This window comes from Frankia sp. CcWB3, assembly GCF_977927595.1.
In genome coordinates this window covers 1691-22985 of sequence record NZ_CDWRCK010000008.1, presented here as the reverse complement: position 1 = coordinate 22985, position 21295 = coordinate 1691, and the positions used below count along the sequence as shown (strand labels likewise).

Sequence of the window (21295 nt, the reverse complement as noted above, 5' to 3'; positions counted from 1 at the left end):
CGTGACGGTGGTGGCGGGAGGCGCAGTGGTAGACGAAGCGGGACCCACCGCACTTCGATCGTCTCCGGTGCCCATCCGGGGGCGGATCGGGCACCTGCGGGAGAGGGCTTCCGGACCCCACTCGCCGCTGCGCCGGCTCGACTGGCCGCTGCAGCTCTGCGTCATCGCGTTGTCCGTTCTCGGTGCTCTGCTGGTCTGGTCGGCGACCCGCCAGCGGCTCAGCGAGGCGGGCAGTGATCCCAACACCTTCCTCGATCGGCACCTGCTGAACCTGGCCATCGGGCTGGTGCTCGGCGCGGTTGCGACCGTCATCGACTACCGGGCGGTGCGGGCCTACGCGCCCTTCGTCTATCTCGGCTCGCTCGTCGGGCTCGTCGCGGTACTCCCGTTCGGTTCGACGATCAACGGCGCGCACTCGTGGATTGTGCTGCCTGCCGGCTTCCAGCTGCAGCCGTCCGAGTTCGCCAAGGTGGCGCTCGTGGTCGGCGTGGCGATGATCTTCGGTGAGAAACACGAGGACCGGCACACGGGAGTCCGGCGCGGCGCCCCCGGCCACGGTGACGTGCTGCTCGTGCTCGGGCTCACCGTGGTCCCGACCGGCTTGATCATGTTGCAGCCGGACTTCGGTACCGTCATGGTTCTGGTCTTCACCACCCTCGGCATGCTGGCGGTCAGCGGCGCGCCGCGCCGATGGGTGCTGGGGCTGATCCTCTGCGGTGTGCTGTTCGGCGGCGCGATCCTCCAGTTCCACCTCCTGAAGCCGTATCAGGAGGCCCGGCTGACCTCGTTCGTCTCCGAGAACAAGGCATCGTCCGGCACGGGCTACAACGTCGACCAGGCGATGATCGCGATCGCCAACGGCGGAATCTCCGGACGGGGCCTGCTGCACGGCCAGCAGACCCAGGGCCAGTTCGTCCCCGAGCAGCAGACAGACTTCGTGTTCAGTGTCGCGGGGGAGGAACTGGGATACCTCGGGGCTGGCGGAATCATCGTGCTGCTCGGCGTGGTTCTGTGGCGGGCCCTGTCAATCGGCTTCGACTCGCAGGACTCCTTCGGCACGCTCGTCGCCACCGGGGTCGTCTCCTGGTTCACCTTCCAGGCGTTCGTCAACATCGGCATGTGCCTGGGCATCATGCCGGTCACCGGCCTGCCGTTGCCTTTTCTCTCCTACGGCGGTTCGTCGATGTTCGCAAACATGATCGCTGTCGGGCTCCTGCAGAACGTGCGGCTGCGATCCCGATCGGACCCGTATGCCTCCTGAGTCCGCCCGGCTGCACTTCCCGCCCGGCCGCGTTTCCCGGGCCGGCCGAGCGTCGAGGTGGACCTGGCGCGTGCCGTAGGCTCGCATGCATGTCCGGACAGTCGCTGTTCGCTCGCCTGGAGCCGCTGCTCCCGCGGGTGCGAAGGCCCGTGCAGTACGTTGGAGGCGAGGGCAACTCCACGGTCAAACCCTGGGACTCCGCTGCCGTCCGCTGGTGCCTGATGTATCCGGACGCCTACGAGATCGGCCTGCCCAACCAGGGGCTGCAGATTCTGTACGAGATCCTCAACGAGCAGCCGGATGTGCTCGCCGAGCGCACCTACTCGGTGTGGCCGGACCTGGAAGCGTTGCTGCGCGAGCACGGGCTGCCGCAGTTCACGGTGGACGCCCACCGCGCGGTGGGCGATTTCGACCTGTTGGGCATCAGTTTCGCCACCGAGCTCGGGTATACCAACCTGCTGACGGCACTCGATCTTGCCGGGATCTCGTTGCACGCGGCCGAGCGCACCGACGCTGATCCGCTGGTCATCGCGGGGGGGCATGCCGCCTTCAATCCCGAGCCGATCGCCACGTTCGTCGACGCCGTCGTGCTCGGCGACGGCGAGCAGGCCGTGCTGGGCATCACCGACGTGGTTCGCGCCTGGAAGGCGGCCGGGAGTCCCGGTGGCCGGGGCGAGCTGTTGCACTGGCTGGCCCGTCGGCGCCTGGTGTACGTGCCGGCGTTCTACGACGTCTCCTACCGGCCCGACGGCCGTATTCGGTCGGTCACCCGCAACCGGGACGACGTGCCGGTCCGGCCGAGCAAGCACACGCTGTCCGATCTCGACTCCTGGCCGTATCCGAAGGCTCCGCTGGTCCCGCTCGCCGAGACGGTGCACGGGCGGATGAGCGTGGAGATCTTCCGCGGCTGCACCCGGGGCTGCCGGTTCTGCCAGGCCGGGATGATCACCCGTCCGGTGCGTGAGCGTAACATCGCCACCATCGGTGCGATGGTCGACGCGGGGCTGCGCGCGACGGGATTCTCCGAGGTCGGCCTGCTGTCGTTGTCGAGCGCGGACCACACCGAGATCGGCGAGATCGCCACCGGTCTCGCCGACCGGTACGAGGGCACCAACGTCTCGTTGAGCCTGCCGTCCACCCGGGTGGACGCCTTCAACGTCACGCTCGCGAACGAGTTCTCCCGTAACGGCCGGCGTAGCGGGCTGACCTTCGCCCCTGAGGGCGGTTCCGAGCGGCTGCGCCGGGTCATCAACAAGATGGTCAGTGCCGAGGACCTGGTCCGCACCGTCAGCACCGCTTACGCTCACGGCTGGCGGCAGGTGAAGCTCTATTTCATGTGCGGCCTGCCGACCGAGACCGACGAAGACGTGCTGGAGATCGCCGACCTCGCCCGGGAGGTCATCCGGGCCGGTCGGCGGGTCAGCGGGCAGCGCGACATCCGCTGCACCGTGTCGATCGGCGGGTTCGTGCCCAAGCCGCACACCCCGTTTCAGTGGGCGGGGCAGGCGCCGCACGAGGTGACCGACGCTCGGCTGAAGCTGCTCCGTGATGCCGTGCGCGCCGATCGTGAGGTGGGTCGGGCGATCGGTTTCCGTTACCACGACGGTCGGCCAGGCATCATCGAGGGCCTGCTGGCTCGCGGTGACCGCCGGGTGGGTGCGGTGATCGAACGGGTCTGGCGGGACGGTGGCCGCTTCGACGGCTGGAACGAGTACTTCTCGTTCGAACGCTGGGAGTCCGCGTGCGCGGCGGAGCTCGGACCGCTGGGGGTGTCGCTGGACTGGTTCACCACCCGCGAGCGTGACGAACGCGAGGTGCTGGCCTGGGATCACCTCGACGCGGGCCTCGACCGGGACTGGCTGTGGGCCGACTGGCAGGAATCGCTGAGCGGGAATGAGCTCGATGACTGTCGCTGGACACCCTGCTACGACTGCGGGGTCTGCCCGACGATGGGCACCGACACCCAGATCGGCCCGACCGGACGTCGACTGCTCCCCGTGCTTGCGGTGTCGAACCTCCAGGGCCCCGGGTCCGGGCAGGCCGAGCGACCGCAGCCAGCCGTTCAACCCGATCCCGCGACCGCGTCGCGGCTCGCCCCGGCTCCGGTGGGCAGTGGCGCGGCGACCTGAGGGACCGCCGCCTCCGCCGGTGGTCGAACGGGTGCGACTTCGTTTCGCGAAGCGGGGCCGGCTGAGATTCCTCTCACATCGGGACGTGGCGCGCACGTTCGAGCGCGCGTTGCGCCGAGCCGGGGTCCCGATGGCCTATTCGGCGGGATTCAGTCCGCATCCGCGGATCTCGTGGCTGGGCGCCGCGCCGACCGGGGCGGCCAGTGAGGCCGAATACGTCGAGCTGGCCCTGGCGGCCTCGGTCGATCCGGATGCGCTGCGGGTCGGCCTGGACGCCGTTCTTCCGCCGGGGCTGGACGTGCTCGCGTGCCGCCGGGCGGAAGGCGGCGGCCTCGCCGAGCGGATCGACGCCTCGCGGTGGTCGGTACGGTTGCCGGGTGCCTCAGCTCCGGAGGTCTCCGCCGCCGTGCGGGAGCTGTTGCGCCGCGACATGGTCGAAGTTGAGCGGGCGACGAAGGACGGCCGGCGACGGTTCGATGTGCGCGCGGCAGTGGTCTCCGCCGTTTGCCGCGCAGAGAACGACACGTGTGCGATACTAGAGATGGTCGTGCGGCACACGACGCCCGCTGTACGACCAGACGACGTGCTGACCGCCCTAGGCGTGGTAGCCGGCCTGCGCTCGTCGGTGCCGCCCGAGTCCACCCGGCTCGAACAGGGCCGACTGCGTGAGAACGGCACTGTGGCGGACCCGCTGGCGCAGGACCGCAACGGCGCTGGCCGGCTGGTGGGTTGAACCTCAGCGTGTTGCAGGGCGTCGCAGGATTCCCGGCGGTACCCGCGCCGGACCGAGACAGCGGCTTCTGCGCGGTCGCGACTGCATGAGCAGCGCGCCCGGGAGCCCGAGAGGCTTCTTAACCCGTGCCCGACGACGATCTGACTATCCAGACTGAATCTGAGCCCACCCGACCGGCAGCGCGTAGGCGCAGGGCCGCGGGACGAGCGGCAGGCCCACCCGTCGATGAGCATGTCACCGCCGGGCCGAGCGTGACCGATGTGGCGCCAGCCGGGAATCCGGTTCCGGACCCGGCCGTCGCCCAGGTCCCGGGCGGGCCCCTTCCAGATGAGACCTCCGGCGACGCGCCCTCGGCGCAGGCCGAGGGCCGGCGCCGGCGCCGGGACGCTGGTTCGACTACCCGCGCCCGGACGGCCCGCGGCTCCACCAGGGCCAGGATGGAACCGGCGGATACCGCCGAAGCCGACGCTCCCTCGACCACCCCGGTCGGCGAACCAGTTCCGGTCGATAAACCCGCCACCGTCGAATCCGTCACTGTCATCCCGGCCCCGCACGACACGGCGGAGGCCACCGGACCGGTGCCGGCGCGGCGCGCCCGGGTGGCACGCAGCCGCCGCGCTGTGCGTGAGGTGACCGAGGTGGCGGTCGCCCCTCCCGCCGAGGATGCCCCTCCCGCCGAGGAGGTGTCGCGGGACGTCGTATCGCCGGACGTCGCTGCGAAGCCGAAACGGACCAGGGCCCGTCGTGCCATCTCCGGACTGATGACGCCCGCTGCCGCGGTGCCGGACCCGGCCGCTGCGACCGCCCTCGGTCCGGCGATGCCGGATGTCGGTGCGACCGGGTCCGTCGGTGTACCCGCGGGTTCGACCGCCGCCATGGTGTCGGCTCCCGACACGCCCGGGCCCGCGGAACCGGAGTCCGCGCAGCCCGGGACCGATGAGCCCGGCGTCGCCGAGCCGGTGGCCCGGGAGTCGACCGCTGAGTCGAGCTCTGCCGAACCCGAGGTCGGCAGCAGCCGGAGCGCGGTGACAAAGGCCAGGCGGGCGACCGCTCCGACCTGGGCCGGGATCCATAACGAGCTGGTCGTCGAGCCGGCGATCCGTCCCGTGCTCCGGCGACCGGTCGCCATGGTGACCTTCCAGGCTCCCGAACCGGCGGTCGTGGAGGCTCGCTGGCGGCGTGCCGCCGAACTCGGATCCGCCGCCACCGCGGTGGACTCCGTGGCGGGCACGGCGTTCCCGTCCGCCGAGCGGCAGCATGCCGAGGCACCGGCTCATCCCCGGGACGAGGCGGACGTGGTCACCGATCCCGACACGACCGATCTTGACACGATGGGCGACCTCGCGGGCGGCGAGGAGGACAGCGAATTCGACGACGACCCGGACGGGGGCGGCTCGGCCTCCACCCGCCGTCGGCGCCGTGGTCGCCGTGGTCGTGGTCGGGCCCGGGGCGACGAGGACGGCGTGGAGTCCGGCCCGGAGGACGGCGTCGCGGCCGCGGACGACACGGGTCGCGAGGGTGTGGCGCAGGACGCGGACGGTGCGGACGGCTCGTCCGCGGCCGGGCAGGGAACCGGGTCGGTGCCGGCCGGCGCGTCGGATGAGGGCGCCGAGACGCCCCCCGGCGCGGCGGAGGAAAACGCCGAGCGTGACGGTGAGGACGAGGACGACCGGCTGGGAGGGGCCCGCCGCCGCCGACGGCGGCGGCGGCGCGGCGGCGGCGACGAGCCGGCGCTCGCCGACGACCCGCCGAACACGGTCGTCCACGTCCGGGAGACCCGCAAGGACGAGGACCTAGTCCGGGGGCTGAGCGGGTCCACCCGTCTGGAAGCCAAGCGTCAGCGGCGCCGGGAGGGTCGCGACAGCGGTCGGCGTCGGCCGCCGATCGTCACCGAGGCGGAGTTCCTGGCCCGGCGGGAGTCAGTCGAACGCCGGATGGTCGTCCGCCACGCGGGGGACCGCACCCAGATCGCCGTGCTGGAGGACGGGGTACTCGTCGAGCACTTCGTGACCCGGGCGAGCTCGGCGTCCTACGCGGGCAACATCTACCTCGGCCGAGTGCAGAACGTGCTGGCCAGCATGGAGGCGGCCTTCGTCGACATCGGCAAAGGACGCAATGCCGTCCTCTATGCCGGCGAGGTCAACTACGACGCCTCCGGGCTGGACGGTCGGCCCCGCAAGATCGAGCAGGTACTCAAGTCCGGCCAGTCGGTCCTGGTCCAGGTGTCCAAGGATCCGATCGGGCACAAGGGCGCGCGGCTCACCAGCCAGATCAGCCTGCCGGGGCGGTACCTGGTGTTCGTCCCGGACGGGCAGAACGCCGGGATCAGCCGCAAGTTGCCGGACACCGAACGAGCCCGGCTCAAGAGCATCCTGAAGAAAATCACGCCCGAGGACGGCGGGGTCATCGTGCGCACCGCCGCCGAGGGTGCCAGCGAGGCCGAGCTGGAACGCGACATCGAGCGGCTCGCCGCCCAGTGGGAGGACATCGAGCGCAAGGCGAAGAAGGCGTCGGCGCCCTCGCTGCTCTACGGCGAGCCGGACCTGGTCGTCCGGGTGATCCGGGACATCTTCAACGAGGACTTCACCGAGCTGGTCGTCCAGGGCTCAGGTGAGGCCACCACGATCGAGGAGTACATCGACACAGTGGCTCCCGATCTGCGGCCGCGGATCCGCCGCTACACCGGAACCGGTGACGTTTTCGCCGAGTACCGGGTAGACGAGCAGCTCGCCAAGGCCCTCGACCGCAAGGTCTGGCTGCCCTCGGGTGGATCGCTCGTCATCGACCGGACTGAGGCGATGACGGTCATCGACGTCAACACGGGCAAGTTCACCGGCAAGGGCGGCAATCTCGAGGAGACGGTCACCAAGAACAACCTGGAGGCCGCCGAGGAGATCGTCCGTCAGCTGCGGCTGCGGGATATCGGTGGCATCATCGTCATCGACTTCATTGACATGGTTCTGGAGAGTAACCGGGAACTGGTCCTGCGCCGGCTCACCGAGTGCCTTGGCCGGGACCGTACCCGGCACCAGGTCGCCGAGGTGACCAGCCTCGGGCTGGTCCAGATGACCCGCAAGCGGGTGGGGCAGGGCCTGCTGGAGGCTTACAGCGAGCCGTGCGTGCACTGCAACGGCCGAGGGGTGGTCATCCACCTCGACGGCGGCAGCGGTGCACACGCCGCAGTCGGCGTGCCGAGCGGGACCATCGTGTCCGGTGCCGGTCAGCCGACTCCGGTGGCGGTGCCCGCGCCCGCGCCGGCGGAGGGGCCCGGGTCCGGTCGTCGGGCCCGCTCCTCGTCCACGCGTGCCGTGTCCACGCGTGCCGTCGATGACCCCACGATCATCGCCGCCGCCGCGTCGGCCGGGCCCACGTCCGTATCCGAATCCGAGGCGTCCGCCGGGTCCGGCGAACCTGGTGGATCCAGCGAACCCGGCGGATCCGTCGCATCATCGACGCCTGGCGCCGCGGAGAACGTCGCCGTGACGGCTGGCGAGGGTGCGATGGCTGGCGAGGGCGTCACCGCCGCGGATACGGTGCCCGCGCATGCGGCCGACAGTGCGGCAGGGCCGGCGGACGTGGCCGCGGCTGCCGCCGCCCCGGGACCCGTGGCAGCCGGCTCCCCAGCTGGGTCGAACGGGCAGGTGCCCGTCGGCGGTGGCTCCGGCGCGGGCGGCTTCGAGGATGCCCTGCCGCCGGTGTACGCCAACTCCGATGATCCCGACAGCCTCGCGACCGCGGACAACGCCTTGCCCACTGCGGGCAAACCGGCCCGGAGCCGACGGCGGCGGGCCTCCCGGCCGGTGTCCAAGCCGGCCGAGTCGCTGGAGTCCGTGCGCTCGGCGGAGCCCCCGAGCTGATCGAGGCCTGGCGGAGAGCCGGACCGGCCGTTCAGGCGGCGGTCGGCCCGGCCCGACTCGGACCGGCGGCCGGGCCCGGGCGCACGAGCCCGCGGCCGGCATTCTCCCGCAGCAGCAGATCGAGGGTGGTCCGGGAACGGGACAGGGCTACCTCGACTGCCTGACGGGCCCGTCCTGGATCGCCCATCTGCAGGGCATAGGAGGCGATGGTCAGCGACTGCACCAGATCGTCCTGATCGGCGAGGCTCGGGCTCATCCGACCGCGTAGGACCGGCTCGTCGGCCGTGTAGGCCGCATCGGCGGGGTCGGCCGCGTCTCCTGCGTCTCCCGCCTCGAGACCACCGGGCGGCCGGCCTTCCGTCCCGGAATCGGGCAACCCCCAAGCGGATGGACCCCGTCGGCGCAGCGCGATCCATCCGGCCGCGGCCGCGGTGCCCAGCGTCCAACAGGCGCCTGCCCAGGGCGGTAGGCCGGCGAAGGCCGTGAGAGTGAGACCGACGACGACCAGCACGGTCAGCGCGCCCGTCGCGGCGGGGACCGTGCCGGGAACCGAGCCATAACGACGGGCGGCGGTGGCCGCCGGGCGGCAGACGACGGCCAGAGCGACGGCGGTACCGGCTCCTGCGGCCCAGACCACCAGCTGCCAGTACATCCTCGTCACCCCCGACGCGATCTCATTCCCGGCGTCGAAGCCTCACGATCCATCGTGGAACTCCGCCATGTGGACGTTCCATGCTTCTCCCTCCTCGGCGGCCTACACCATGGCCCGTCCGGGTCATCCCTGGATATGACCCGGATGAGCGGGGCGAGGAGCCGCGATGAGATCCGCCCGGCGGGGCCCCGTCGCGTGCGGGATGCGTGACTGCCATGCGGGGGATGCGCGGGACGGAATGGGCGGTATGCGGCGGGCGGTCCTTCGCCCCACTCCCGATGACCTGTAAGGTGGAGTCCGCATGCTCATCCGGACTGAGCGATGCTCGCTATCGGGCAATGCTCGCTGAATGACCGCCGATCGGCCGCGTTCCGGTCGATCGCGGCCCATGCGCACCCAAAGCTCCGCGGGGAACGCCGTTCCGGGTTCCGTGCGGTCACAGCGGCATAACAACAGCAGGGAGATCTGGTGTACGCGGTCGTTGCCAGTGGCGGCAAGCAGCACAGGGTCGCCGTCGGCGATGTCGTCGACGTCGAGCTCCTTCCCGGAGAGCCGGGCGCGGCCGTGAACCTTCCGGCGCTCCTGCTCGTCGATGGCGAGTCGGTCACCCACGACGCTGACGCTCTCGCGTCCGTCGCGGTCACCGCCGAGGTCGTCGGCGTCGTCAAGGGTCCGAAGATCCGGATCCACAAGTTCAAGAACAAGACCGGCTACCACAAGCGCCAGGGTCACCGCCAGAAGCTGACGCGTCTCAAGGTGACCGGCATCGAGACCGGGAAGGCCTGAGCGGGATGGCGCACAAGAAGGGCGCGAGTTCCTCGCGCAACGGGCGGGATTCGAACGCGCAGCGGCTGGGCGTGAAGCGTTTCGGCGGTCAGTACGTGAAGGCCGGCGAGATCATCGTTCGTCAGCGCGGGACCCATTTCCACCCGGGTGAGCTGGTCGGGCGCGGTAAGGACGACACGCTGTTCGCGCTCTCGCCCGGGCACGTGCAGTTCGGTCACCGGCGGGGCCGTCGGGTCGTGAATGTGGTGGCCGAGGCGGCGGTACCCGCCTGATCTGGTCGTCAAGGCCACGCTGTCGGTTCGACAGCGTGGCCTGGGCCGCCGTCAGGTGGCGATCTCGGCGATCACCGGTGCGTCAGCAGCCGCGCGTACCACCGCCCTGCCGAGCGTGGTTGCGCGGCTTTGGTGCGTCTCTCGCAGGGAGGGACTCGCGGGGAGGGATGTGGAGAGGAGGCGGTGATGCCGACGTTCGTCGACCGGGTGGTGCTGCACGCGGCGGCCGGGGACGGCGGTCATGGCTGTGCCTCCATCCACCGGGAGAAGTTCAAGCCGCTGGGCGGGCCGGACGGCGGTGACGGCGGCCGGGGTGGTGACGTCCGCCTCGTGGTGGACCCGAGCGTGACCACCCTGCTCGACTTCCACTTCCATCCGCATCAGCGCGCCTCCCGGGGACGCCCCGGCCAGGGGTCGAACCGGCACGGTGCGGACGGTGCGGACCTCGTCCTCCCGGTGCCGGACGGGACCGTCGTGCTGACGGAGGACGGCGAGCAGATCATCGACCTGGTCGGACCGGGCAGCGCGTTCGTACTGGCCCGCGGCGGCCGTGGGGGGCGGGGCAACGCGGCGCTCGCGTCGGCCCGCCGCAAGGCCCCCGGGTTCGCCGAACTCGGCGAGCCCGGCGAGCAGCTCGACGCCGTGCTGGAACTCAAGACCGTGGCCGACGTCGCGTTCGTCGGTTTTCCCAGCTCCGGCAAGTCCTCCCTGGTGTCGGTGCTCAGCGCGGCCAAGCCGAAGATCGCCGACTATCCCTTCACCACGCTGGTGCCCAATCTCGGTGTGGCGCAGGCGGGTGATCATCCGCCCTACACGGTCGCGGACGTCCCCGGCCTGATACCGGGCGCCAGCGAGGGACGCGGGCTGGGCTTGGAGTTCCTCCGGCACATCGAACGCTGCTCGGTGATCGTGCATGTGCTGGACTGCGCCACCCTGGAACCGGGCCGTGATCCGATGACCGACCTCGACGTCATCGAGGCCGAGCTCGCCGCCTACTCCGCCGATCTGTCTGACCGTCCCCGGCTGGTCGTCCTCAACAAGATCGACATTCCGGACGCCGCGGAGCTCGCGGAGCTCGTCGCCCCCGAGCTGCGAGCCCGTGACCTCGCGGTCTTCGCGGTGAGTACCGCGACCCGACGTGGCGTGCACGCGCTGTCCCTGGCCCTGGCCGACATCGTCGCCCAGCACCGGGCGGCCGCGCCGGCCCGGGCGGCGACCCGCATCGTGCTGCGTCCCCGCGCGGTGAACGAGCCCGACTTCACGGTGCGCCCCCTCGGCGACGGTTTCCTGATCATCGGGTCGAAGCCCGAGCGATGGGTGCGGCAGACCGACTTCACCAACGACGAGGCGATCGGCTTTCTCGCCGACCGGCTCGCCCGCCTCGGCGTGGAGAAGGAGCTCGCCCGCCTCGGCTCCACCGCGGGAGTGGAGGTGACCATCGGCGAGGTCACGTTCGACTGGGAGCCGACGCTGAGCGGCGGCGGGCTGGGTAACGGCGGGCTGGGCGGCGATGATCAGCCGGGTGGCGACGGGCTCGCCGAGACCGGTCTGGGTGGTCGCGGGCCGGCCGGCACCGCGGCCTCCGGTGCGGCACCGTCACCCGGCCGAGGTGGGGACACGGGTTCCCCAGTGCCCCTCGGGCCGCGCGGGACCGACGACCGGTTGCGGGCCTCGGTGCGGTTGACCCGGGCCGAACGGATGGCTCGCCGCGCCGCCGTCGCCGCCGTCGCCGTCGACCCGGCGGTACGAGGAGAACCGGCGGTACGAGGAGAAGAAGAAGGATGAAGGCGTGCGTCCGTTCGTGACCGACGCGCGCCGGGTCGTCGTCAAGGTCGGTTCGTCCTCGCTGACGACGGCTGTCGGCGGTCTGGACGCCGACCGGCTCGAGGCGCTGGTGGCCGCGGTGCTGCCCCGGGCCGGACAACAACTGGTGCTGGTGTCCTCCGGGGCCATCGCCGCGGGTCTCGCCCCGCTCGGCCTGGCCCGGCGGCCGCGTGACCTCGCCACCCAGCAGGCGGCGGCGAGCGTCGGCCAAAGCTCGCTCGTACACAGCTACGCGGCAGCGTTCGGACGGGCCGGTCACCAGGTCGGCCAGGTGCTGCTGACGGCGACCGACGTGATCCGCCGCACCCACTACCGCAACGCCCGGACCGCGCTCGACCGGCTGCTCGAGCTCGACGTCATCCCGATCATCAACGAGAACGACGCGGTGGCTACTCAGGAGATCCGGGTCGGCGACAACGACCGGCTCGCCGCGATCGTCGCCCATCTCGTGTCGGCGGACCTGTTGGTGCTCCTGTCTGACGTGGACGGCCTGTACGACGCCAACCCCCGGCTGGGCCCGGCGACCATGGTGCGCGAGGTGCGTTCGGACACCGACCTGGACGGGCTGACCGCCCGGGGCACGGGTACCGCCGGTGTCGGGGTCGGCGGGATGGCCACCAAGATCGAGGCAGCCCGGATGGCGGCCTCCGGCGGCGTTACGGCGATCATCACTTCGGCCGCGAACGCCGCACCGGTGCTGCGGGGGGACGAGGTCGGCACCGTCTTCCACTCCACCGGGCCGCGTCGGGCCTCCCGCCTGCTCTGGCTGGCGCACGCGACCGCCCCCGAGGGCCGGCTGCACTTGGACTCCGGGGCGGTGGCCGCGGTGGTACGGCGGCGGGCGTCGTTGCTGCCCGCCGGGATAACCGGCGTGGAGGGGGACTTCGCCGCCGGGGACCCGGTGGACCTGGTCGACCCCGACGGGCGGTCCGTGGCGCGGGGGCTCGTTGCCTTCGACGCGGCGGAGCTGCCCGTGATGCTCGGGCGTTCGACGGCCGACCTCGCCATGGAACGCGGACCGTCGTACGAACGTGAGATCGTCCACCGCGACGACCTCGTGCTGCTGCTGCCGGCCCGCTGACCCGGCCGGCTATCTCACCCGGCCCGGGCTGAGGTGCCAGCCAGGCGCGCCGGCCCGTTTCCCGGCCCGGGACGAGCCGTTTCCCGGCCGGGACAAGGCCGTCCAGATAGCCATCCATATAATTAGACATATCGGCTGGAGAGGATGGCTTGGACGGCGATATTCCAGTGGAAACCGGCGACTATCGTGCCTCGTTTCCCGGAATTCGAGAGAGCCCATCAACAGCTCTCTCTCGGCATTCCGCCCCGGCTACCCGGAAAGTCGCCGATAAAACTGAAAAGGCCTCGGCGCAAAAAAAGGCGACGGCGGCGAATAACGTTTCCGGAGTCGGGTAACCTTCCCTCGGCGGGCAAGAGGTCGCATCTGTTGAGAGAGGTTATTTCGTCATGAGAATGCGTAAGACCGTGGGTCTCCTCGCCTCGGCCGGAGCCGCCGGCGCGCTGACGCTGGCATCGGCCCTTCCCGCGAGCGCGGATCTGAACAGTTCGAACGTCTTGATCGGCGGCGTCGCCAGGTGCCCGGCCAGCGCCGCGGTGGGCGTGGCGGTCCGCACGACGGCCGGCGAGTTCGACTCGTCCGGCGTCGGCGCCGGCGGCTTCTACAGCCTGAGCCTCCAGCAGGTTCCGGTGGCCGGCACAAGCGCCACCTTCAGCGTCCAGTGTTCCGACAACTCGGACAACTACAGCCGTACCTTCCCCCTCCAGAGACCGTTCAGTGGAAAGTCGGTCACCATAAACCTGTTCTCGTAGCCGGACATCTCCGTTGAAGACTCGATGAAATGATCCGATCCCTGGTCCGTCCGGCAATGCCGAAACGGCCACCACCGGAATCCGGTGGTGGCCGTTTCCCGATCCCGGGTCCTGGCCTGGGATGCGGTTTTCCCGGCTAGGCCGGCCGAGTAGTGGTGTATCCGGGCCAGCGGTGTGTTAGGGCCAGCAGTGTGTCCGGGTCAGTGGTGCGTCCGGGTCAGGACGTGGTCTCGACCCGGCTGCCGCCGACCCCTTTGACGACCCGGATCTGGTTCGGGATGCGCTGGCGCAGCTCGGTGACATGGCTGACGACGCCGACGAGCCGGCCGCCGGAACGCAGCTCGTCGAGGACGGTCATCACCTCGTCGAGGCTGTCCGGGTCGAGCGTGCCGAAACCCTCGTCGATGAACAGCGCGTCCATCCGCCGGCCTCCCGCCTCGGCCGTCACGACGTCGGCGAGCCCGAGGGCCAGTGACAGCGCCGCCTGGAAGGTCTCCCCGCCGGACAGGGTGGCGGTGTCGCGCCGCCGGCCGGTCCAGGCGTCGTCGACCAGCAGCCCGAGGCCGGCGCGCCGGCGCTTGTCGCGGCTTTCCCCCGCGTCGTGCACCAGAGTGAACCGGCCGCCGCTCATCGCCGCGAGCCGATGGCTGGCGGCAGCGGCCACCTCTTCCAGCCGGGCCGCCAGCACGAAGCTGGACAGCGGCATGCGCTCGGTGTTGGCACCCCGCCCGGCGGCCAGATCGGCGAGTCCCCGCAGCTCGTCCGCCGCCTCCCGCAGCGGATCCAGGGTAGTGAGCTTCTCGGTGAACTCCGTGACCAGCGCGGCCAGCCGTTCGGCCCGTTCCCGGGCGCGTGCGGCCGTGGCGAGCGTGCTCTCGTGGACCTCGCGGGCGTCGGCCACGGCCGTCTCGTGGTCGGCCAGCGGGACCTCGGTGTCCGGGTCGACGGCGAGATCCTCGCCCGCCAGCCTGGCCCCGACGGCGACGAGCTCGTCCCGATGGGCTCGGACCTCGTCCGCGGCGCGGCGCATCCAGTCGGAGTCCCGCACGGCCTCGGCGGCGTCGTCCAGGTCGGAGAACCCCGCCTGCCGCGCCTGGTCGAGGGCGGCCGTCCCGGCGCGGATGTGTTCGGCCCGGGCCTGCTCGGCTGCCAGGGCCGCGGCCTGCGCGGCCTCGTGATCGGCGGCGAGGGCGGTGACGGCACGGCGGCGCGCGGCCAGTGCCTCGGGGTCGCATAGCTCCGCCGGAACGCCGGCGAGCCGCCGGGCGGCACGGCCCCGGGCGTCCGCCGCGCGTTCCCGGGCTGCCTGCGCCGCGGTCCGTGCGGCGGAATGGCGGGCCGCGGTCTCCTTCTCGTTCTCGTGGACCTCGCGCAACGCGGCCTCCGCCGCGGCGAGCTTCTTAGCCGCCCGGGTCCGGGCGCGGACCGCGTGGGTCAGCACGGCGGCGAGTTCATCGAGCCGATCCGCGACCGGCGCCTCGGAGCCGCCCAGCAGCGTCGCGACCGGAAGCGCGCGGATCTCGGCGAAGGCGGCCTCGACGCGGTCGTCCGGGTCCGCCCTGTCGTTCGGGTCCGCGCGGTCGTCCCCGTCCGTTGGGCCGACCAGGTCGGCGTGCAGCGCCCGGACCCGGGACTCCCAGTGGGCCACCGCCCGGCCTGCCCTCGTCGCGGCGTCGGCGAGCCGGTCCGCCTCCTGCCCGGCCGCGGTCTCGGCGTCCTTGCTCACATGATCGGCCCGGGTCTCGGCCGGGTCGGGATGCTCCAGGGCCCCGCAGACCGGACAAGGCGTGTCATGGACAAGCGCGGCGGCGAGTTCGGCGGTGATGGCGTCGAATCGCTGCCGCCGGAGGTCGGATGCGTGGGTCCGGGCCGCGGATGCGTCTCGTTCGGCCTCGTCGGCCACGGTCCGCACCTGCCGCCCCTCCCGGACGGCGGAGGCCAGCTCCTTGGCCCACCGGGCCCGTTCGACCAGGCCGGGTAGGGCGGCGCCGGCTCGCCGGGCGACCTCCACCCGGGCCTCGGCCTCGACACGGGCGCGGGGCAGCGTGACGCTGATCGCCTCGGCGAGTTCGGCGGCGGACCGGGTGTGGGCGGCCGTGTCCCGGTCGGCCCCGGTGGCCTCCTCGGCGTCCCGCTCGGCGGCGGCGAGGGTGTCGGTCAACGTTTCCAGTCGCCCGGTCTCGGTGTGGGCGAGGCGGGCCAGGCGGGCGAGTTCCTCGGCAGGCGCCTCGGCAGGCCTCCCGGTGGCCTCCTCGGGCAGTGGTCCGGAGGGGGCGGGTTCTCCCCCGGGGAGGAGCCCGGATGGATGGCGTCCGAGCCGGTTCCGGGCGTCGCGTTCGTCGGCCTCGGCCCGGTGGACCGCCGCGGTGCGGCGGCGGACCTCGTCCAGGGCGGGCGCGACGACAGCGGCCCGGCGGGGCGCGTCCAGCCCGGTGGTGAGCAGCTCGATCCGGGGTGCCTGTGCCGCGAGCTCCTCCTGCCGGGCGGCCAGTATCCGGCGCTGCTCGACGCGTCGGGCGAGGTCGCGTGCCTGGTCCAGGGCCTCCTCGGCCGAGGTGCGCCACGCTGCCGCCGCGCCGGCCGCCTCGTCGGCCGAGATGGCCGCCGCCGCGGCGGTCCCGGCGAGGTCCGCGGCCCAGCCGGCGTCGGCCGTCGGATCCTCCGGCTCGTCGACGGCCGCCACCTGCGAGACCCGGGCGGTCACCCGGTCGAGCTCAGCGCGGGCCAGCGCCAGCCGTTCGGCGGCGATCTTTGCCCGGTCCAGCAGCCACTGCTCGGCGTACTCGAAGCGGTTGACGTGGAACAGCGGCTTCAGGAGCTTCTCGCGCGCACCGTGGTCGGCCTGGAGAAAGTCAGCGAAGCGTCCCTGCGGGAGCATGATGACCTGGAAGAACTGCTTGTCGCTCATGCCGACGAGCAGGTCGATCTCATGGCCGACGTCCTCCATGCGGGTGGCGGCCATCTCCCAGCCGCCGGCGCCGTCGAACCGTTCCAGCCGCGCCGTCGGATGGGCGCGGGTCGTCCCGCCGCCGCGTCTCGGCTTGTCCCAGGCGGGGCTGCGGGTGATCCGGAAGCGTCCCGCCGCCACCGTGAACTCCAGCGTCACCTCCGGCCGCAGGGATGCCGCGGCGTGGTGCGAGCGCAGGTCCGGCGGCCCGGAGACCTCCCCGCGCATCCCCGGCACCCGGCCGAACAGCGCGAACCCGACCGCGTCGAGCAGCGTCGTCTTGCCGCCCCCGGTTTCCCCGCAGAGCAGGAGCAGGCCGCCGCTGCCGAGGACGTCGAAATCGATCTCGACGGTGCCGGGGAAGGCGCCGAACGCCGCCAGGGTCAGGTGGTGGGGACGCATCAGGCGACTTCCTCCTCGGCCCGGCGGGCGGCGCCGAGGGCTTCGGCGAGCAGAGCACGTTCCCGAACCGAGGGAGCGCTGCGCACATGGGCGACGAAGGCCTCGGCGATCTCCAGCTCCGAGCGTCCCCGGGTCCGCCGGCCGAAACTGAGCATCTCGTCGGGTTCCGTCTCCGGTTCATGCGCGAGTCGCAGGGCGAAGGGGAACCGGCGCTGCAACCGGGCCATGGCGTCCATGGGGCGGATGGGGTCGGTCAGCACGGCGGAGACGAAGTCGGCCTCGTGCGGGGTATGGGCGGGGTCGGTGAGGAGGTCGGCAAGACTGCCGCGCAGCAGGGCCATCCGCCGCCGGGCGGGAACGCCGATCCGGGTCACGTTCCCCAGCCCGGTCGGACCGATCTCGACGAGCAGCGACGCCTTCGCGTCGCCGGACTCCGAGAAGGAATAGGCCAGTGGCGATCCGCTGTAGCGGACGGACGGGGCGATCGCCTGTGGCCGGTGCAGATGGCCGAGTGCGGTATAGGTGATCCCCTCGAACAACTGGGCTGGCACATTGCCCACTCCGCCGACGCTGATGTCGCGTTCGCTCTCGCTCGCCGCCCCGCCGGTGACCCAGGCGTGCGCCACCACGACGGACCGGGCAGCCGGATACCGTGCGAGGTCGGCCCGCACCGCGTGCATGGCCCGGTGCATCGCCCGGTGCATCGTCGCGGCGGGGAGCCCGGCGGCCGGGGCGCCCGAGCCGGATGGCGCCTGCGCCGGTTCGGGAAGCTGGGAGTTCGCCGCCGACGGCTCCAGGTAGGGGATCGCGTATACCCGGACCGCCCCGGCGGGATCCTCGACGACGACCGGATCCCCGACCGCGGCCGGATCCGTCCGGATGCGGACGCGGGGGTCGAGCAGGCCGGCCTTGTCGCCGAGCCGGCGGGCCGCGTCGTGGTTGCCACTGATCACCACGACCCGGGCGCCGGCGCCGCGCAGTCGGGAGAGCGATTCGTCGAAGAGCTCCAGCGCGCCCACCGGCGGGATCGCCCGATCGTGCACGTCGCCGGCGATGAGCACGACGTCGACGCCCTCGGAACGGACGACGTTGACGAGATGATCGACGAAGGCCGCCTGGGCCGGCATCAGGTCGTGACCGTACAGGCCACGCCCGAGATGCCAGTCGGACGTGTGCAGCGCACGCATGCGAGCACGGTAGGCAACCCCGTCGAGATGATCGTCACGGGGTCCGAACTGCGCGCCTTTCTGGCTGTTCCGGTTATCACCCTCCGCGTCCCTGCCTGTCGCGGACCTGGATAACGGGATAAGTAGATGAGTAGTTAACGGATGCGGGTGAGGAGCGATGAACGGCACGACCGCCGTGCCACCGGTAGCCTCGTAGCGGCGGGCAGCGCCGCGGCGCCCGCCTAACGGAGGACCCGAGATGAGCACCTCTGCGGAGGATGTCCGAGGCAGCGCCGTCCGTGCCAAGGCGGCGGCGGCCCTGCTGGCCCCGCGTAGCCGCGCCGAGAAGGACCGCGCGCTGCTCGCCATGGCCGACGCGTTGATCGCCCGTTCCACGGAGATTCTCGCCGCGAACGCCGAGGACGTCGCTGCCGCGCGGGCGGCGGGCACCGCCGAGGCGATGGTCGACCGGCTCACCCTCACCCCGGCCCGGCTCGCCGGCATGGCCGACGGCCTGCGTCAGGTCGCGGCGTTGGAGGACCCGGTCGGCGAGGTCGTGCGCGGCCGGGTGCTGCCGAACGGGATGGAGCTGCGCCAGATCCGGGTGCCCCTCGGCGTCGTCGGGATCATCTACGAGGCCCGGCCGAACGTCACGGTGGACGCCGCGGGCCTGTGCCTCAAGAGCGGCAACGCCGCGTTGCTGCGCGGGAGCGCCTCCGCGGTGCGTTCCAACACCGCGCTGGTGGCGGTGCTGCGCGCCGCCGCCGTCGCGAGCGGCTTGCCGGCGGACGCGGTGCAGCTTGTCCCCGGGGTGGACCACGACGCGGTCAAGCACCTGATGCGGCTGCGCGGGCTCGTCGACGTGCTCATCCCGCGGGGTGGCGCGGGTCTGATCCGGGCGGTCGTCGAGGAGTCGACGGTGCCCGTCATCGAGACCGGGGTCGGCAACTGCCACGTGTATGTGGACGCCGACGCCGACCTCGACCAGGCGCTTGCGATCACCGTCAACGCGAAGACCCAGCGGGTCTCGGTGTGCAACTCGGCGGAGACCCTGCTCGTGCACGCTGGCGTGGCCGGGGAGTTCCTGCCTCGGGTGCTGGCCGCCCTGCACGACGCCGGGGTCACCGTGCACGGCGACGAGGCGGTGCGCGCCGTCGATCCGCGGGTGCTGCCCGCCACAGACGACGACTGGGCGGCCGAGTATCTGTCGTTGGACATGGCCGTCGCCGTCGTCGACTCTCTCGACGACGCGGTCGCGCACATCCGGCGCTGGGGCAGCGGGCACACCGAGGCGATCGTCACCCGGTCTCTGCCGGCGTCGCGACGGTTCATCACGACCTGCGACAGCGCGGCCGTCATGGTGAACGCCTCGACCCGTTTCACCGACGGGGAGCGGTTCGGGATGGGTGCCGAGATCGGCATCTCCACCCAGAAGCTGCACGCCCGCGGCCCGATGGGGCTGCCCGAGCTGACCTCGACGACGTGGGTCGGCGTCGGCGACGGGCATCTGGTCACCTGAGGTCCGGGTCACCTGAGGTCCGGGTTACCGGGCCCGCCGGATCGGGCCGTCCGGGACGCAACGGAACCGGGAAGGGAATAGGTATGGGCTCGTTGGACGGGGTGACGGTGCACGGGGTGTCCGCGGTGCGGACCGTGCCGGGACTCACCGCGGATCAGGTCGACGCGGTGCTCTCCGACGACGCGCTGGCCTTCGTCGCCGGATTGCACCGCACGTTCGCCGGCCGGCATGCCGAACTGCTCGCCGCCCGGGCCGCCCGCCGCGCCGCGATCGCCGCCGGGGCCACCCTCGACTTCCTGCCGCAGACCGCCGACATCCGGGCCAGGAACTGGCGGGTCGCGTCACCGGCGCCGGGGCTGGTCGACCGCCGGGCCGAGATCACCGGCCCGACCGACGCCAAGATGCTCATCAACGCGCTCAACAGCGGTGCCCGGGTCTTCATGGCGGACCTCGAGGACGCTAATGTGCCGACCTGGTCGAACATGGTCGTCGGGCAGCACAACCTGAGTGAGGCCGTTGCCGGCACGCTCGCCTTCACCTCGCCCGACGGCCGTCGTTACGAGCTCGACGAGTCCACGGCGACGCTCGTGGTGCGCCCGCGCGGCTGGCACCTGCCGGAGCGGCACGTCACCGTCGACGGGGAGCCGATCGTCGCCGCGCTCTTCGACGCCGGGATGCACCTGGTCCGCAACGCGCATGCCCTGCGGGCTACGGGCGTGGCGCCGTACTTCTACCTGCCGAAGCTGGAGAGTCATCTCGAGGCCCGGCTGTGGAACGACGTGTTCACCGCGGCGCAGGCCGAGCTCGGCCTGCCCGTCGGCACCATCCGGGCGACCGTCCTCATCGAGACGCTGCTCGCCGCCTTCGAGATGGAGGAGATCCTCTACGAGCTGCGGGAGCATTCCGCCGGACTCAACGCCGGCCGCTGGGACTACATGTTCTCCACCATCAAGACGTTCGCGTCCCGGCCGACGGAGTTCCTGCTGCCCGACCGCAACGGCGTGACGATGACGGTGCCGTTCCTGCGCGCCTACACCGAGCTGTTGGTCTCCACCTGTCATCGCCGCGGCGCGCACGCGATCGGCGGGATGGCGGCGTTCATCCCGTCGCGGCGCGACCCCGAGATCAACGCCGCGGCCCTGGCGAAGGTGCGCGCCGACAAGGAGCGGGAGTCCGCGGACGGGTTCGACGGGAGCTGGGTGGCGCACCCTGACCTGGTGCCGGTGTGTACCGAGGTCTTCGACGCGGTGCTCGGCGACGAGCCGAACCAGCTCACCCGGTTGCGTGACGACGTCAAGGTCGGCGCCGGCGACCTGCTGGCGGTGCGCGACACTCCGGGTTCCGTCACCGCGGCCGGGGTCCGCGGGAACATCAGCGTCGGGGTGCGCTACCTGGAGAGCTGGCTGCGCGGGATCGGGGCGGTCGGCATCGACAACCTGATGGAGGACGCCGCCACCGCTGAGATTTCCCGTAGTCAGATTTTCCAGTGGATAGCCGCCGGGGTCGTGCTCGACGACGGCCGTCCGGTCACGGCCGATCTGGTCCGGACCACTCTGGCGGAGGTGCTGGACCAGATCCGGCTCTCCATCGGCGCCGCCGCCTTCGACAACGGCCGCTGGAAGGACGCGGCGGCGGTGTTCGAGGAGACGGCGCTCGGCGAGACCTTCGTCGCGTTCCTCACTCTTCCCGCCTACGAGCGGATCGGCTGAACCGGCGAACACCTCGGGCGAACACTTCGGGCGAACACCTCGGGAGAATCCCCGGGTGAACCGGCGGCGAACAGGTCGATGAGTAGCCCGCGGGTATCCGCCCGGCGGACGGCGGCGCGCAAGGCGTAGTCACCCGTCTGCGGCGCCAGCCTGGCAGTATGGACAGGGCGATGCCTGACACGGGGACGGAAGGGGGACGTAATGAAGT

Annotated in this window: 14 protein-coding genes; 11 read left to right on the top strand and 3 right to left on the bottom strand. The window is 71.8% G+C overall.

The window, feature by feature from the left end:
- Positions 1-25: 25 nt before the first annotated feature.
- From rodA to ACY5KJ_RS01480, 4 genes are all read left to right on the top strand, one after another.
- Positions 26-1261, top strand: a complete 1236-nt coding sequence (gene rodA / locus ACY5KJ_RS01495) for a rod shape-determining protein RodA (protein WP_462186092.1) — start codon at positions 26-28, stop codon at positions 1259-1261.
- An 89-nt stretch (positions 1262-1350) separates the two neighbouring features.
- The gene (locus ACY5KJ_RS01490; RefSeq protein ID WP_462186091.1) at positions 1351-3390 is read left to right on the top strand and encodes a TIGR03960 family B12-binding radical SAM protein; all 2040 of its coding nucleotides are present in this window, start codon (positions 1351-1353) and stop codon (positions 3388-3390) included.
- Positions 3374-4123, top strand: a complete 750-nt coding sequence (locus tag ACY5KJ_RS01485) for a TIGR03936 family radical SAM-associated protein (protein ID WP_462186090.1) — start codon at positions 3374-3376, stop codon at positions 4121-4123. Before ACY5KJ_RS01490 ends, ACY5KJ_RS01485 begins: the two co-directional genes overlap by 17 nt.
- A 437-nt stretch (positions 4124-4560) precedes the next feature.
- Positions 4561-7980, top strand: a complete 3420-nt coding sequence (locus ACY5KJ_RS01480; protein ID WP_462186102.1) for an Rne/Rng family ribonuclease — start codon at positions 4561-4563, stop codon at positions 7978-7980.
- A 31-nt stretch (positions 7981-8011) separates the two neighbouring features.
- Here ACY5KJ_RS01480 and ACY5KJ_RS01475 read toward each other — a convergent pair whose 3' ends face one another.
- Entirely contained in the window at positions 8012-8632 is a 621-nt protein-coding gene (locus ACY5KJ_RS01475; protein WP_462202589.1) for an MFS transporter, read from the bottom strand.
- Positions 8633-9100: 468 nt separating this feature from the next.
- Between ACY5KJ_RS01475 and rplU the strand changes: the two genes are divergently transcribed.
- The 5 genes from rplU (at position 9101) to ACY5KJ_RS01450 (ending at position 13344) form a co-directional block, all read left to right on the top strand.
- Positions 9101-9418: a 50S ribosomal protein L21 gene (gene rplU / locus ACY5KJ_RS01470; RefSeq protein ID WP_462186089.1), complete on the top strand. Its 318-nt coding sequence runs from the start codon at positions 9101-9103 to the stop codon at positions 9416-9418.
- A gap of 5 nt (positions 9419-9423) precedes the next feature.
- Positions 9424-9690, top strand: a complete 267-nt coding sequence (gene rpmA / locus ACY5KJ_RS01465) for a 50S ribosomal protein L27 (RefSeq protein WP_462186088.1) — start codon at positions 9424-9426, stop codon at positions 9688-9690.
- Positions 9691-9876: 186 nt separating this feature from the next.
- The gene (gene obgE / locus ACY5KJ_RS01460; protein ID WP_462186087.1) at positions 9877-11475 is read left to right on the top strand and encodes a GTPase ObgE; all 1599 of its coding nucleotides are present in this window, start codon (positions 9877-9879) and stop codon (positions 11473-11475) included.
- Positions 11476-11479: 4 nt separating this feature from the next.
- Entirely contained in the window at positions 11480-12595 is a 1116-nt protein-coding gene (gene proB, locus ACY5KJ_RS01455) for a glutamate 5-kinase (RefSeq protein ID WP_462186086.1), read from the top strand.
- Positions 12596-12981: 386 nt separating this feature from the next.
- Positions 12982-13344 (top strand): hypothetical protein, encoded by a 363-nt coding sequence (locus ACY5KJ_RS01450; RefSeq protein WP_462186085.1) that lies wholly within the window; start codon positions 12982-12984, stop codon positions 13342-13344.
- Between the two features lie 217 nt (positions 13345-13561).
- Here ACY5KJ_RS01450 and ACY5KJ_RS01445 read toward each other — a convergent pair whose 3' ends face one another.
- The gene (locus tag ACY5KJ_RS01445) at positions 13562-16693 is read right to left on the bottom strand and encodes an AAA family ATPase (RefSeq protein ID WP_462186084.1); all 3132 of its coding nucleotides are present in this window, start codon (positions 16691-16693) and stop codon (positions 13562-13564) included.
- Positions 16693-17880, bottom strand: coding sequence for an exonuclease SbcCD subunit D (locus ACY5KJ_RS01440; RefSeq protein WP_462186083.1), 1188 nt, complete (start codon positions 17878-17880; stop codon positions 16693-16695). The genes ACY5KJ_RS01445 and ACY5KJ_RS01440 overlap by 1 nt, the downstream gene beginning before the upstream one ends.
- A gap of 238 nt (positions 17881-18118) precedes the next feature.
- On the opposite strand from ACY5KJ_RS01440, the gene ACY5KJ_RS01435 reads away from it, so the two are divergent.
- Positions 18119-19378 carry a glutamate-5-semialdehyde dehydrogenase gene (locus ACY5KJ_RS01435; RefSeq protein WP_462186082.1) on the top strand — a complete coding sequence of 420 codons (1260 nt, stop codon included), beginning with the start codon at positions 18119-18121 and terminating at the stop codon, positions 19376-19378.
- An 83-nt stretch (positions 19379-19461) separates the two neighbouring features.
- Positions 19462-21087 (top strand): malate synthase A, encoded by a 1626-nt coding sequence (aceB, locus tag ACY5KJ_RS01430; RefSeq protein ID WP_462186081.1) that lies wholly within the window; start codon positions 19462-19464, stop codon positions 21085-21087.
- The last annotated feature ends 208 nt before the right edge of the window (positions 21088-21295 follow it).